Genomic DNA, 14,726 nt, shown 5'->3' on the forward strand with positions numbered 1-14,726 from the left:
TTTCACTCTAAAAATCATTCATTTTACGCATTCTTCATGACCTGTTGTTATCATATTTTTTAAAAACCTAATATGCGGAAACAGGAGGATGTTAAGCTGATGAAAAAGTGCAGCGTATGTTTATTTGTTCTTGCTTTATTATTGAGCTGTTTACCTGGGGAATATGCGAATGCGGTAAGCACTCCAATTGCAAAACATGTTGGGAATTCAAATCCGCTTATCGACCATCATCTGGGCGCGGATCCGTTTGCGCTGACCTATAACGGAAGAGTCTACATCTATATGTCAAGCGATGACTATGAATATAATAGCGACGGAACGATTAAGGATAATTCATTTGCCAATTTGAATAAAATATCCGTCATATCTTCAGCGGATATGGTGAACTGGACAGATCACGGAGCGATTCCCGCAGCGGGTGCCAATGGGGTGAATGGCGGCCGGGGGATTGCCAAATGGGCAGGAGCATCATGGGCCCCGTCAGCCGCGGTGAAAAAGATCAACGGTAAGGATAAATTTTTCCTTTATTTCGCAAACGGCGGCGGGGGTATCGGGGTTCTCACCGCAGACAGCCCGACCGGCCCGTGGACAGATCCGATCGGAAAACCGCTGGTGACGCCAAGTACACCAGGAATGTCCGGTGTTGTATGGCTTTTTGATCCTGCAGTATTCGTAGATGATGACGGTACCGGTTACCTATATGCCGGCGGAGGCGTTCCGGGCGGTTCAAATCCAACGCAGGGACAATGGGCCAATCCTAAAACAGCAAGAGTCATGAAATTAGGGCCTGATATGACCAGTGTTGCCGGAAGTGCATCTGCGATTGATGCGCCTTTTATGTTTGAAGATTCGGGAATGCATAAGTATAACGGAAAATATTACTATTCCTATTGTATCAATTTCGGGGGCGCGCACCCGGCCGATAAACCTCCAGGTGAGATCGGCTACATGACCAGCTCAAGTCCTATGAATTCTTTTTCGTATAGAGGGCACTTTCTGAAAAATCCGGGAGCATTTTTCGGAGGCGGCGGAAACAATCACCATGCTGTTTTCAATTTTAAAAACGAGTGGTATGTGGTGTATCATACTCAAACTGTCAGCTCCGCTCTTTACGGGGCCGGCAAAGGATACCGTTCTCCCCATATAAATAAGCTTGTGCATAATCCTGATGGCTCCCTGCAAGAGGTAGCGGCAAATTTTGCAGGTGTCAAACAGCTATCCAACTTGAATCCATATCACCGGGTAGAAGCGGAAACGTTTGCCTGGAACGGACGGATTTTGACCGAGAATTCCTCTGCACCCGGCGGGCCGGTCAATAATCAACATGTCACAAACATTCATAACGGAGACTGGATTGCTGTTGGAAATGCAGACTTCGGGTCAGGCGGTGCCAGGACGTTTAAAGCAAATGTAGCGTCCGCTCTTGGCGGAAGAATAGAAGTGCGACTAGACAGTGCAAACGGTAAGCTTGTCGGAACCTTGAGTGTCCCTTCCACAGGCGGAACGCAATCCTGGAGAGAAATAGAAACTGCGGTAAGCGGCGCATCCGGTGTTCACAACGTATTCTTTGTATTTACCGGAACTGGTACAGGAAACTTGTTTAATGTTGATTACTGGCAGTTTACACAAAGATAAGCAAAGGTACGTTTTCTAAGTCTATAAAAGACAAATGAAGGAGAGGAAAAAATGATGTCGAGCGTAAAAAAAACAATTTGTGTATTATTGGTATGCTTCACAATGCTGTCCGTCATGCTCTTAGGACCGGGAGTTACTGAAGTTTCAGCAGCAAGTGATGCAACAGTTAATATATCTGCAGAAAGACAAGTGATTCGCGGTTTTGGAGGAATGAACCACCCGGCTTGGATTGGAGATTTGACTGCGCCTCAACGGGAGACCGCTTTTGGCAATGGACAGAATCAGTTAGGTTTTTCGGTCTTAAGAATTCATGTAGATGAAAATAGAAACAATTGGTACAAGGAAGTGGAGACTGCAAAGAGTGCGATCAAACATGGAGCAATCGTTTTTGCTTCCCCTTGGAATCCGCCAAACGATATGGTTGAGACTTTCAATCATAATGGTGACACATCAGCTAAGCGGCTGAGATACGATAAGTACGCCGCATACGCGCAGCATCTTAACGATTTCGTTAATTTCATGAAGAGTAATGGTGTGAATCTGTATGCGATTTCTATGCAGAACGAGCCTGATTACGCTCACGAATGGACATGGTGGACGCCCCAAGAAATCCTGCGTTTCATGAGAGAGAATGCCGGTTCCATTAATGCCCGTGTGATTGCGCCGGAATCATTTCAATACCTGAAAAATATATCGGACCCCATTTTGAACGATCCGCAGGCGCTTAGGAATATGGATATCCTCGGAACCCACCTGTACGGCACTCAGGTCAGTCAGTTTCCTTATCCTCTTTTCAAACAAAAAGGAGCGGGGAAGGACCTTTGGATGACGGAGGTATACTATCCGAATAGTGACAACAATTCAGCGGATCGCTGGCCTGAGGCTTTAGGTGTTTCAGAGCATATTCATCATTCAATGGTAGAGGGAGATTTTCAAGCTTATGTGTGGTGGTATATCCGCAGATCATACGGCCCGATGAAAGAAGATGGGATGATCAGCAAACGCGGATACAATATGGCTCATTTCTCAAAATTTGTGCGCCCTGGCTATGTAAGGATTGATGCAACGAAAAATCCTGAACCGAATGTTTACGTGTCAGCCTATAAAGGAGACAATAAAGTCGTGATTGTTGCCATTAATAAAAATAACACAGGGGTCAACCAAAACTTCGTGTTGCAGAATGGGTCTGCTTCGCAAGTATCCAGATGGATCACGAGCAGCAGCAGCAATCTTCAACCTGGAACGGATCTCAAAGTAACGGATAATCATTTTTGGGCCCATCTGCCGGCTCAAAGCGTGACAACATTTGTTGTAAAGCGTTAGAGACATCAGCATCGCAATAAGCCAATTTTCTTACTCGAAAAAGAAAATTGGCTTATTTTCTGTGGGAGAGAAGTGTTGGTTTTTTAACGATACACGGACATTGGGTATAATAATGACAATGACTTCAAGGAGTGATCAATATATGTCACGGCTTCACAGCAAAGTATTAATCATAGACGATGAAAAAGAAATTTTGGAACTGATCAAAACCGTATTAATAAGAGAAGGCATTGATCGCGTTACTCATTGGCTATCTATTCAGCCGGCAGCTCACAAAACCGCTCGGCCGTGTCATTCAAGGAATCCAGCGGTTAGCTAATGGAGATTATACGATCAAAATGAAATCCAAAGGCATTTATAAAGATGTCTTCTATAATGTCAATCACTTATCGGAACAACTATCTTTAAGCAAAAAAGAAAAAGATAAATTGGAACAAATGCGTGAAGAGTGGATCAGTCATATTTCTCATGACATTAAAACACCATTAGCATCTATTCAAGGCTATGCAGAAATCATCAAAGATCCGAATTATCATCTCACAGTCGAGCAGATCAGAGAGTACGCCCGGATCATTGAGAGTAAATCCCTCTATATGAAAGATGTGATGGAAGATTTAAATTTAACGACAAGGCTGAAAAACAACGATGTGATGTTAAATAAAGAACGGGTAAACCTTGTATCGCTTCTGCGGGAAACGTTAATTGATATTTTAAACGATTCCAGATATGCGGATAAGTCCATTGAGCTTCAAACGAACCTGGAAAAGCTGATGCTGAACCTTGATGCGATATTGATTCGGAGAGCGGTCACGAATCTCATTTTAAATGCCCTCGTTCACAATGATCCCGATGTGAAGATCGTTGTACAGCTTGAACAAAAAGAACGAACTCATGTGACAATTAAGGACAACGGCAAAGGGATAGAAGAAGAGGAGCTGGAAAAAGTGTTTGATCGCTATTACAGGGGGACAAATACAGGAACGACGCATGCAGGCTCTGGTCTCGGAATGGCCATAGCAAAGGATATTATCCAAAAGCACGGAGGGGACATCACCATTCACAGCACCGCGGGAGAAGGGACAACGATAGATATACAATTATCATAATGGCTATACAAAAAACGGTTCTGCTGATTAATAACAGAACCGTTTTTTCCTATTATTCCGAAAACACTTTGATTCCTTTGACAATGTTCCAAATGAAAAAATAGATCGCCACAAGGAATGTAACAGCATAAGTCGCAAGCAGGAAAGGCCCGGCATGTCTAATATCATTCATACCAAGTAAACCTGAAGCGATGATGCCAATTCCAAAAATCAAATAAGGAATCAGATGCGTCCATAAAGATTTTTTCGCATGATCTTTCACATCGTCCCGGCTTAAGAAATAGACGATAATCGGAAACAGAAACGGTGCAAAAAATATACTGAAGTAACATAATGAAGACAAAATTTTATTTTCTCTCAAACCTTTTCACCTCTATGATTTATTAAAGGGGAAATCTTCTGGCTGAATCCCACACTGAAGTACAATCTTATTGTACAACTCCAACCTTAACCCGTATTAATCCGAACCTTACATCAACCTTAAATTAACAAGGACGGGCAAGGGCTCGTCTTTTTACAGCAATCATAAGATTCAATGCCATATTGAGACTCATCACATTTAGCGCGCCTACGTTGGAAATACATTTAATTTTTCGATTCGATTGAAAAATAACGTGTAAAGTCCCGATTCAGTCCAGTTTTCTTTGTTCTATATGTGTCAGGTGTGTCTTATTCAATAGAGATAGAGCAAATTGACAGGCTTTTACACCTCCCAAAAACAAGAAATTAGGTTGATAGACAATCATGAGAAAGATTTTTACAATGAGTTCGAGCTCATAAGAAGTGAAGAGCCAAAATGATGCGAAGGAGGAAAAGATCAGATATGAAACGGTCAATTTCTATTTTTATTACGTGTTTATTGATTACGGTATTGACAATGGGCAGCTTGCAGGCTTCGCCGGCATCTGCAGCAGGGACAAAAACGCCAGCAGCCAAGAATGGTCAGCTTAGCATAAAAGGGACACAGCTCGTAAACCGGGAAGGCAAAGCGGTACAATTGAAAGGGATCAGTTCACATGGACTGCAATGGTATGGCGATTTCGTCAATAAAGACAGCTTAAAATGGCTGAGAGACGATTGGGGCATAACCGTTTTCCGCGCGGCGATGTATACGGCAGACGGCGGTTATATTGATAATCCGTCCGTGAAAAATAAAGTAAAAGAAGCGGTTGAAGCGGCAAAAGAACTTGGGATATATGTCATCATTGACTGGCATATCTTAAATGACGGCAACCCAAACCAACATAAAGAGAAGGCAAAAGAATTTTTTAAGGAAATGTCAAGTCTTTACGGAAACACGCCAAACGTCATTTATGAAATTGCAAACGAACCAAACGGTGATGTGAACTGGAAGCGTGATATTAAACCGTATGCGGAAGAAGTGATTTCCGTTATCCGCAAAAATGATCCAGACAACATCATCATTGTCGGAACCGGTACATGGAGCCAAGATGTGAATGATGCAGCCGATGATCAGCTAAAAGATGCAAACGTCATGTACGCGCTTCATTTTTATGCCGGCACACACGGCCAATCTTTACGGGATAAAGCAAACTATGCACTCAGCAAAGGAGCACCTATTTTCGTGACGGAATGGGGAACAAGCGACGCGTCTGGAAATGGCGGTGTATTCCTTGACCAGTCGCGGGAATGGCTGAATTATCTCGAAAGCAAGAACATCAGCTGGGTGAACTGGAATCTTTCTGATAAGCAGGAATCATCTTCGGCTTTAAAGCCGGGAGCATCTAAAACAGGCGGCTGGCCGCTTACAGATTTAACTGCTTCAGGAACATTCGTAAGAGAAAACATTCGCGGCAGCAAAGATTCAACGAAGGACGCCCCTGAAACGCCAGCACAAGATAACCCCGCACAGGAAAAAGGCATTTCCGTACAATACAAAGCAGGGGATGGGAGTGTGAACAGCAACCAAATCCGCCCGCAGCTTCACATAAAAAATAACGGGAATACCACGGTTGATTTAAAAGATGTCACTGCCCGTTACTGGTATAACGCGAAAAACAAAGGCCAAAACTTTGACTGTGACTACGCGCAGATTGGATGCGGCAATCTGATCCACAAATTTGTGACGCTGCATAAACCTAAGCAAGGTGCAGATTCCTATCTGGAACTGGGGTTTAAAACAGGAACGCTGTCACCGGGAGCAAGCACAGGGAATATTCAGCTTCGTCTTTACAATGATGACTGGAGTAATTATGCACAAAGCGGCGATTATTCCTTTTTTCAATCAAATACGTTTAAAACAACGAAAAAAATTACATTATATCATCAAGGAAAACTGATTTGGGGAACAGAACCCCATTAGTTAAGCTTTAGGCGGACATCAGCAACGATGTCCGCTTTTATCATCTTAAACAGCAATACATGGAGGTTTACGTGAAGGAGTAGATATGATTCACTGAACATATAATGTAATCGTTTCACAGTTTTGAAAAGCGTTTATCGCGCAATGTATGTATTTCACATCCGCCACTTTTATTACTTAAGGGGGAACAAGAGAATGAAAAGGTATGACGCATTTCCAGAGCCAATTGGCGGCTATACTGTCGGCCGCACCCAAATGGATTTTGAGTACACGGCATCAGATCATACAAAAAGAGAACTGACGGCGTTTGTGTACTATCCGTCCGACAGCAGCGAAGGGAAGACTACATCAACGTACATGTTTCCTGAAGTCTGCGAAATGCTTGATGAGCAGCCGCTTCTCACTGCGTTGAAGGATGCTTACTCTATAGATATCAAGACCCAATGTTACGACGACCTTGCTCTCTCCGGGAAAGAAAAGCGTTATCCGGTGTTATTCTATGTTTGCGGCGGAGGCGGTTCTCCAGAATGGGGCACAGTGATCTGTACAGACTTGGCAAGCATGGGAGATGTGGCGGTAAGCATCGGCCATCAGAATAGCACGATGTATAAGCGTAAAGATGGGCGCCTGTTTAATGTATCAAAGGATTTTTCTGATGCCATTTTGGCGTTTTCTGAAGATCCGGAGATGCTGGCGTTGGCTGGTAAGATGGAGATGCGTCCTGACGATGAAACTGCCATTGAGATGTGCCATAACGTGTTTACACTGCCGATTCTTGGCAAGTTAACAAAGTATTGTGAATTGCAGGCGGAAGATGTAAGGTATGCAGCCGATTATCTTGTCAAACTGGACTCTGGAGAGCTGAATTCCATCTTTAAGGACAGATTGTTGCTTGACATCGGCATGGGCATAGTCGGACATTCTTATGGCGGAGCTACGACGGCGATTGTTTGCCGGGACGACGACCGGTTTGCCTGCGGGATTGGATTGGACAGCGGAGCGTTCGGCCTTCAGGGCAGCGACCTTAAGAAACCCTTTTTGCTGCTGTTTTCTGAACCGAACTATAACATGAATGCGATCATTGGGGCTAACAATAGCATGGATACCTATTATTTCTCTGTTGATCGTGCTGCGCATTTAGATTACTGCGACATCGTGTTTACCAGTGTGAATGAGGAACTTAGAGGCGAACGGGATGCTGCGGAGATGCGAAATCTTGTTACAGACTATACGAAGAACTTTTTTGATCATTACATCCTGCAGAAAGCTGCAAGTGTGGAAAGTCTGGCATACGATGGCGTGGACTTGATCAAGAAGACCAGCAACAAGTGACATAACCGATGAAAATACTCAAACTGAAAAACCTTTATGACCAATTTAATTTATTAAGGACGTAGAGGTTTTTTAATATTACCTTACAAAAAAGGGGATGCTGTTAGAATATGGATTCGCTTTTATATTCTATTTCTAGTTTACATAATATATATTCTAGGAAGTTAAATCTTTAATGGGAATTCTGTCTCGTTATCTTAAGTATACTTAGTTGATGAGACAGAATTAAAAAATAGGATGTATTACGATTTGTATTTATTTCTTACTGCTTTACATAGCATCGATCTTTATAAATTGTTTCACACTTTACTTCTTCCACATCAACTTTGCCATCGGATAATCTTGTGTAAACATAAACCCATTTTTCATTTCCGTTTTTAATAAACATGTCGAATTTAAAAGCGTCAGTATATTTGTCCATGACCCAGATCAATCCCGGAAGAGTTTCTGCTTTTGCTGGCGACACAGAAACCAATAATGCTCCAGCAATTACAGCCGCACCGGCTATTTTTTTAATTTTACTTTTAAACATTAATATTGCCCCCTTATGATTTATTGCCTGCTGCTTTCTCACTTAGCAGGTAATCTGATTTTACCATCTTGTACAAAGGGAATTTGTCATATTTTGTAGATAGGATACTTATTTTCACTAAAAATACATATATTGTAATGAATTTTATCCGAATAAGATCTCTTCTTTTTTGAAAGCGTACACAAAAATAAAATCATGTCTGGTAATACTCCGACGATTTTTTCGCATCGGCTCCCCACATATGAGCTGAGCAAGTATGACAGCCGCCAGCCCGAGCACTGCCGCGAAATAAAATCCGGCTCTGAGCCCCAGCCAATCATTAAAAAATCCCTCGGCCAAAGGTCCTCCGAAAATACCGAGTGCATAAAGCGCCTGGTATGCCCCCATCGATGTTGCTCTCATGTCTTCCGGAACAGACTCAATCGACATTCCAAGCAGCAAAGGAAAATAATGCCGAGTGAAAAACCTATTAAAACCTGAACCACATAAAGCGCCATCGAGCTGACGGTAAAAGGAATGATAAAAATAAAAAGGCTGCGAGTAAATAAAACAGCTTTAATGTTACCCGTTTCCGCACCTGCGAACTAATGTTCCTATCACTAGCGGAGTCAGTGCGTGCAGAGTCATAAACGAAAAGACAACAAGCTGATTTCTTTCTCGCCGTTGTGAAGCCAAACATTGCGGTCGTTTTCATTTCGCGAATCATGAAAGACAGGCAAAGACCGAGGCCGCTCCCGGGCCGCTCCCGATCCAAAAATGCCGCGTCCCATCCTCATTCACTGACAACATAACCGCTCATGCACATTCCTGACAGCTGCTAACACGAGAATAAATGAGATCCAGCGGATGACTCCTTTCGTGTCATCCGCCGCAAAATAGCTCGCAAATAAAATGGTGAATATAACCTATGTAGATGAGAAAAAGCCGCCTGATAAACAGACGGCTCTGCAGCTTAATATTTGCTTCGATTACCTGCGGAAGCGTGAGTGATCCGATAATGCACAGTTAAAAATTTCAGTCCGAACAGCCACATATGATGAACGGCCTTCAGGCTTGTTTCGCTCTGGGCTGAAATAAGAAATGTCTCTGCCAGCGGAAGATGACACGTTCCCCATTTCGTCTGGAGATAAATCCCTTCATCACCCGCTCCGCTTTTTCGCCGTCTGCTTGTCAAAACAAGATTCTGCTTACGCACATAAGGCTTTAAAATGCCCGTCATTTGGCCGTACGGCAGCGGAAGAGAGATATTCATGTATCCTTCCCCTTTTGCCCTGTACGCTGAATACAGCGCAGTAAAAACGGTTTCCTGCTTTTCATTTGTTCTGATCCACGCACGGACATTTTTTCTGCCGTCTTTGTCAGAGTCAACTCCTATAATATCACTGTGCATGATATACCAATCCGGATTCATGGACAGATGAATCTGCCCCGCTCTTCTGCTGAACGGCTCGTACACGCGCGCGAACGGACGAAACCATCCGCTCCACGTCACTTTCGCCATGATGTCATAATCAATTGTCTTTTCATAAAAGGAAATAACGGCCGGCGCCAGTTTTTCAGTTGAAAAGTCTTCAGAATGCAGTTCTCTCAGCTGATCCAGAAGGCCGGTATAATGGATGTCATTTGCTGCATGAATATCTGTCAAAAATTCTTTGCCTATCGTTCTCTTCCCGTAAATACGGCTGAATGTTCTTTCACTGTCCTCATCAAACGGTCTCGGATTTTCCAACTTCCACCCCGCCAAAGCCGGCAGGATAACGCCGAATGCATTGACGGCCCCGTGAATCCAAATCATCTGGCTGATCGTGAGCGTTGCCTCCTCGCGGTAGACACCGTACGAATATATCAAAGAAAAAGCAAGTGTGGTCATTAACACAGCCGATGAACTCCTGATCAAGACCCTGCCTGTTTTCGTAACAAACGGCGCTGTAAAGACGAGATATGCATTTACATACAGACCCGCCAGATACAGAGCGACAGCAATCACATCAAGTGTCTTTGAAAATGTAATCCCCAAGGCAATAAGGACCGGCGAAATCAAAATAATGACCGTGCTCCACCGGTAAAGTACGCGTTTCTCCCGTATGATCCTGCCGAGCAATCCGTTAAAGATCGGAATGAGAAAAGCGGAATAGTGAAAGTGCACCGCCGTCAGCAGAACGATAAGCGGGCCGAAATTCATGACGGGAATCTCAAGGACATATGCGAAGAACCAGAATCCGCCCCCGGCCAAATAAATGAAACCCGCCATAACAGACATCTCTTCTGTTCTGTGAATATTTGTTTTCATCAGCCGCCGGACAGCATACAGTGCCAGTCCAAGCGTATAAATGAGCCATACAAAGGCAAAAAAACTGAAGCCTGTGACAAACGCAAGCGCCGCACATATAGCGGCAACAGGATAACTCCGTAACCACACATTCTCTAAGGTCTTTGACGGCCGAAAAGCAAAGCAGAATACAGCGGGAACGAAAAAAAGTATGGATAATAAAACAAACGTCTCAGCACCTGATATATACGGAGCTTCAGCCGCCGCAAATCCCAAAAAGCAAATCACACTTACCATGAGATGACGCTTCAGCATGTTTCTCCCTCTGTTTCCCGGAAAGTCCCCCGGTAAGAGAAAAGCGTGCCGAGTATCCGGTTTTTCACATGAACCTTTATGCTGAAGCAATTCATTTCCTCATCATAAGCCTCATAAACGGTTGAATTCCCGCACAGCCATGCCGGAAGCGGGATTTTCTTTCCGCCTATCAGGAGCCACTGCCTTCCGGATGTAATAACAAGCCCTCCGTCTGAAGACGCTTCTAAATGCAGTTCAGACAGTAGGATGTGAGGTTTGCCGAAGTAATCAAGAATTCTGTTTTCCCGCTCATCATATTCCATGACCGCATCAAAAAAACGCGTTTTGCCTTTAAAGAAAAAGGTACGATTCCATTCCACGCCATTTTGCCTGTTTTTGTTTTCGATAGTGAAAGGGATATCGTTTCCCCTCTCTGAGAAAAAACATCTGAAAAAAACACCTGTCTTTAAAAGCATTCTGACAAGAAAAGAACCTCCCTTTATTTCTGACATAACGCCTTCTCCGCAAAACGTGCGTGATCCGTCAAATCTGTACCGTTTCTGCAGCATCGGGTGCAGTGATTGATAATGAGTAATCGTTTTTTCATACATTGAATCCGTCATTTCACTTCTCTCTTTCGCTTTGTATGCCAGGCGCTCGGCAGCTTGAGCTTAAGAATCATGCCGGCTATCGTAAGCACTCCTAATGAGATCACGAATCCGCCGCCGGAATATAGCAGTGCCGTTACACAAAAGAAGACTGACTGCCCGGTGTGAATCAGCCACTTTCTCCGCATGGGAAGCAGCCATAATACCCCTAACCCTGTCTCCAGCGCTCCCCTCACGATCTCTGCATCGGCACAGCCATCATGAAAGCCTTGAAAAAATCAATACATACTGAATACGAGACACATACAGACATAGACAAACCCGAAACGGACTGATATCTTCGGATGTCTGTTTTGTTCTATCCAAAGCCGCAACGCATCAAAGCTCCATGCGGTAGCCCAGCTTAGCAGAGGACGAAATAAAAACCGGTCTATCCAACTTCCCGGCAGACCGCGGGCCGTTTCATATTGATATTGAGTCAAAAATGCGGTTTGTCCGTTATCCCGCTCTATATACTTCCAGTAGCCCCTGCCTTCTTTTATAAGTGACAGCGGATGATCAGAGGCAAAAGCGAGCGAAGACACTCTTTCTGACGAGCGAGGCCTTATGTCACCTATTGATTCGCCCGTGCCGCATACCTTCAGCCCAAAACCGATTCGTGTTTCATATAGAAATCTCTGCGGTTCATCTGGCAGCCTATGAAGATATGTAATGTCAGAAAAACGCAGATCCCATTCCTTATGAAGATGCGGGGTTTGCGTATATTCCCAAAGCGTTTCTATATCAGATGCAATATAGATTTCGACATATATCGGCTTCTGTTTCATGCCCCCTCCTCTTCCCTTCTTTTGTAAACAATTCCTATATTATCATAGGAACAGATCAAGCGGCAGAACGAAAAGGCCATCCCGTTATCGGCAGGACAGCCTCAGTGACTTTGATGACTTATGAATAAGGTATCGTGTCTTTTTTATCTTCAGAAGCGGTTTGAATGATAATCGGACGCACGAAACGGATTACCGCAGCCGAGGCCAAAACGGCTAATCCGCCTGCAAGCAAAAACGCCCCCGAGAATGATCCGCTTTTGTCCGCGATAAAGCCGGTTAAAGCAGGCCCGATAATACCGGCCGTGTTTGCAAGAAAATGCATAAAGCCGCCGACTGACCCGACATTCCTTTGATCAACCACATCATGAATGACCGCCCAATAGATAGAGCCCGTTATATATAAAAAGAAGACTGATAAAGCAACGAGAATAACGGCACTTACGGTAGTGGTAACAAGTCCGGCAAATCCGATCAGTACAGCGGAAGCGAACAGACAAGTGACAAGAATGACTTTCCGTGAGAACAAAACCCCTTTTCCGGCGGTTTTTTTGAATACATAATCAGAAATCATTCCGCCTGCCGCCAAACCGATAAATCCAAGAATCCAGGGAATAACAGTCACCACGCTCATAAATTCAACACTTAAACCGCGTTCTTTCACCAGATAGCTCGGAAACCATGTTAAGAAGAAAAATAAAATGTAGTTGTAGGCGAAAAAGGCAAAAGCCGTGAAGAGAACCGTTTTTTGTTTCAAATAAAAGGTCATCGGGATATGCTGCTCATGCGATTGAATCGCTGCTTTCATTGCCGGGGCGTCTTCCGTCGGCGCCGGCCGTTCTTTGACAAATTTAAACCAGATGAGCGCCCAGACTAAACCGATGATCATGATCAGGACAAAGGAAACTTTCCAGCTGAACGCCACAGCAATCATCCCGACAATCGGGCCGGAGATCGCTCCGCCGAGCGGCGTTCCGCTGTTTGTCAGGCCGATGACCGTGGCGCGCTGAGACGGAGGAAACCAATTGTTGACCATTTTGCTTATGGCAGCCGACAGCGGCCCCTCCCCCATACCGAATAAAACACGGATAATCAAAAGACTTACAAATCCGAAAGCAAGCGCAACCGCTCCGCTGAAAAGAGACCAAACGATCATCGCCGTACACAATGTCAATTTAGCCCCGTACCGGTCAGATGCAACACCGCCGAGAAAGTTAAACACAGCGTATCCGACAGAGAAACTGCTGAAAATCAGCCCCATTTGGGTTGCCGACAATGTGAGATCCTGCTGTATGAACGGCGCTGCAATAGACAGCGCTGAGCGGTCTAAATAGTTAATCACCCCGGCTGAAAATAAAAGAAGAATAATAGGGAATCTATCCTTTGAGAACATAAAATCCCTCCCTCTTATTTCTTAATATTCAGATATTAAAATTGCCGGAGTAAACCGGTTTATGCAATGAAACCGGTTATCCGGATTGCCTTGCGAGCAGCGCCGGTTTATAGCGGTGAATCCGTTTTTCACCGCCATCTTTTTCTTGTATCTGGCGAAGAAGAAGGCTTCCTGCTTTTCGCGCCATTTCTGCCGCAGGCTGAACGATCGTCGTAATCGGAGGAGTAAAAAAACCCGCAAAAGGAACTTCATCAATTCCGATGACGGCTGCCTTATCCGGAATTGTCATATCATGCTCCTTCATATACTTCAGCACCTCAACAAGAACGATATCGTTTGCCGCCAATATCGCTTTCGGAGGCTCTTCAAGTGAGAACAGCTCTGACAAAACATTGGAAATATCAGCCGCATCGGCTGTTTTGATATATTCGTTCCGCACTATCATTCCGTGGCGGTCAAGCGCCTTCTTATACCCTTCAATCCTTTCTACCCTCGGACTGATTTCCCGAATAATGGACGTCGTAATAATCGCGATTCTCTTTATGCCGCTTTCGATAAACCGGTCAACGGCAAGACCGGCTGCATGATGATTATCAAGCATCACTGTCGGAATCCCGAGTTCTTCAATGGTTCTGTCCATAAACACGACCGGAAACGTATCGCGTTTCATCTTTTCATATAAAGAGAGATTTTCGCCCGTCGGAAAAATAATAATTCCGTCCACCTGCTTGGCCCGCAGCATTTCAATATATTTCTTTTCTTTTTCCGGTTCATCATCCGCATTGCAGACAATAATATGAAATCCTTGTTCATGAAAATAGTCTTCCACCGCCCTGATGACCTGAGTGGAAAAGGTGTGAAGAATATTAGCCACCACCACACCTACTGTAAATGTTGATTTCTGTTTTAAGCTGCGGGCGACGAAATTCGGCTGATAGTTCAGCTCTTGAATGGCCGCTTCTATTTTTTGTTTCGTTTTCTCGCTCATATAGTCATAGCGCTGATTTAAAAATTGAGATACGGTGCTTTTAGATACGTTTGCATATTTCGCCACATCAGAAATTGTAATGGTTTTCATAGACTCATC

Annotated in this window: 11 protein-coding genes and 3 pseudogenes; 6 read left to right on the top strand and 8 right to left on the bottom strand. The window is 44.1% G+C overall.

All coding sequences use genetic code 11. The annotated features are described in order from the left end of the window. The first annotated feature begins 96 nt into the window (after window positions 1-96). The 4 genes and pseudogenes from MJQ52_RS01970 to MJQ52_RS01985 all read left to right on the top strand — a co-directional run. Window positions 97-1,635 carry a glycoside hydrolase family 43 protein gene (locus MJQ52_RS01970; protein ID WP_094247882.1) on the top strand — a complete coding sequence of 513 codons (1,539 nt, stop codon included), beginning with the start codon at window positions 97-99 and terminating at the stop codon, window positions 1,633-1,635. A 51-nt stretch (window positions 1,636-1,686) separates the two neighbouring features. Further along, window positions 1,687-2,958, top strand: a complete 1,272-nt coding sequence (locus MJQ52_RS01975; RefSeq protein WP_094246892.1) for a glycoside hydrolase family 30 beta sandwich domain-containing protein — start codon at window positions 1,687-1,689, stop codon at window positions 2,956-2,958. 142 nt (window positions 2,959-3,100) lie between these two features. Beyond that, window positions 3,101-3,199: pseudogene (locus MJQ52_RS01980) on the top strand (DNA-binding response regulator); the annotation flags it as partial. Then, window positions 3,186-4,064 (top strand): annotated as a pseudogene (locus MJQ52_RS01985) (ATP-binding protein); the annotation flags it as partial. The pseudogenes MJQ52_RS01980 and MJQ52_RS01985, both read left to right, overlap by 14 nt. A gap of 52 nt (window positions 4,065-4,116) precedes the next feature. On the opposite strand, the gene MJQ52_RS01990 reads toward MJQ52_RS01985, so the two are convergent. Next, complete coding sequence (locus MJQ52_RS01990) at window positions 4,117-4,425, bottom strand: DUF4870 domain-containing protein (RefSeq protein ID WP_094246893.1); 309 nt, start codon at window positions 4,423-4,425, stop codon at window positions 4,117-4,119. A 462-nt stretch (window positions 4,426-4,887) separates the two neighbouring features. Between MJQ52_RS01990 and MJQ52_RS01995 the strand changes: the two genes are divergently transcribed. Continuing rightward, window positions 4,888-6,387, top strand: a complete 1,500-nt coding sequence (locus tag MJQ52_RS01995) for a cellulase family glycosylhydrolase (protein ID WP_094246894.1) — start codon at window positions 4,888-4,890, stop codon at window positions 6,385-6,387. A gap of 195 nt (window positions 6,388-6,582) precedes the next feature. Continuing rightward, the gene (locus MJQ52_RS02000; protein ID WP_094246895.1) at window positions 6,583-7,719 is read left to right on the top strand and encodes a choline esterase; all 1,137 of its coding nucleotides are present in this window, start codon (window positions 6,583-6,585) and stop codon (window positions 7,717-7,719) included. 262 nt (window positions 7,720-7,981) lie between these two features. Here MJQ52_RS02000 and MJQ52_RS02005 read toward each other — a convergent pair whose 3' ends face one another. The 7 genes and pseudogenes from MJQ52_RS02005 to MJQ52_RS02035 form a co-directional block, all read right to left on the bottom strand. Next, a complete protein-coding gene (locus tag MJQ52_RS02005; protein WP_165409104.1) occupies window positions 7,982-8,251 on the bottom strand; it encodes a hypothetical protein in 270 nt (89 codons plus the stop codon). A 144-nt stretch (window positions 8,252-8,395) separates the two neighbouring features. Next, window positions 8,396-8,692, bottom strand: coding sequence for an MFS transporter (locus tag MJQ52_RS02010; protein ID WP_167860172.1), 297 nt, complete (start codon window positions 8,690-8,692; stop codon window positions 8,396-8,398). A 511-nt stretch (window positions 8,693-9,203) separates the two neighbouring features. Then, window positions 9,204-10,835 carry a YndJ family protein gene (locus tag MJQ52_RS02015; RefSeq protein WP_191073317.1) on the bottom strand — a complete coding sequence of 544 codons (1,632 nt, stop codon included), beginning with the start codon at window positions 10,833-10,835 and terminating at the stop codon, window positions 9,204-9,206. Then, the gene (locus MJQ52_RS02020) at window positions 10,829-11,437 is read right to left on the bottom strand and encodes a DUF4166 domain-containing protein (RefSeq protein ID WP_060674247.1); all 609 of its coding nucleotides are present in this window, start codon (window positions 11,435-11,437) and stop codon (window positions 10,829-10,831) included. The genes MJQ52_RS02015 and MJQ52_RS02020 overlap by 7 nt, the downstream gene beginning before the upstream one ends. Next, window positions 11,434-12,249: pseudogene (locus MJQ52_RS02025) on the bottom strand (hypothetical protein). Before MJQ52_RS02025 ends, MJQ52_RS02020 begins: the two are co-directional and overlap by 4 nt. 118 nt (window positions 12,250-12,367) lie before the next feature. Beyond that, window positions 12,368-13,639, bottom strand: coding sequence for an MFS transporter (locus MJQ52_RS02030; RefSeq protein ID WP_053285108.1), 1,272 nt, complete (start codon window positions 13,637-13,639; stop codon window positions 12,368-12,370). 76 nt (window positions 13,640-13,715) lie between these two features. Then, window positions 13,716-14,717 (bottom strand): substrate-binding domain-containing protein, encoded by a 1,002-nt coding sequence (locus MJQ52_RS02035; protein ID WP_025650135.1) that lies wholly within the window; start codon window positions 14,715-14,717, stop codon window positions 13,716-13,718. Window positions 14,718-14,726 lie beyond the last annotated feature (9 nt).

The organism is Bacillus sp. jun7, assembly GCF_051034795.1.
In the GTDB taxonomy this organism is placed as follows: Bacteria; Bacillota; Bacilli; order Bacillales; family Bacillaceae; genus Bacillus; species Bacillus velezensis.

Bases quoted from the DNA above. Each gene is read 5' to 3' on its own strand.
- MJQ52_RS01975 (WP_094246892.1), top strand. From the start codon at position 1,687: ATGATGTCGAGCGTAAAAAAAACAATTTGTGTATTATTGGTATGCTTC.
- MJQ52_RS01995 (WP_094246894.1), top strand. From the start codon at position 4,888: ATGAAACGGTCAATTTCTATTTTTATTACGTGTTTATTGATTACGGTA.
- MJQ52_RS02000 (WP_094246895.1), top strand. From the start codon at position 6,583: ATGAAAAGGTATGACGCATTTCCAGAGCCAATTGGCGGCTATACTGTC.
- MJQ52_RS02005 (WP_165409104.1), bottom strand. From the start codon at position 8,251: ATGTTTAAAAGTAAAATTAAAAAAATAGCCGGTGCGGCTGTAATTGCT.
- MJQ52_RS02015 (WP_191073317.1), bottom strand. From the start codon at position 10,835: ATGCTGAAGCGTCATCTCATGGTAAGTGTGATTTGCTTTTTGGGATTT.
- MJQ52_RS02020 (WP_060674247.1), bottom strand. From the start codon at position 11,437: ATGACGGATTCAATGTATGAAAAAACGATTACTCATTATCAATCACTG.
- MJQ52_RS02030 (WP_053285108.1), bottom strand. From the start codon at position 13,639: ATGTTCTCAAAGGATAGATTCCCTATTATTCTTCTTTTATTTTCAGCC.
- MJQ52_RS02035 (WP_025650135.1), bottom strand. From the start codon at position 14,717: ATGAAAACCATTACAATTTCTGATGTGGCGAAATATGCAAACGTATCT.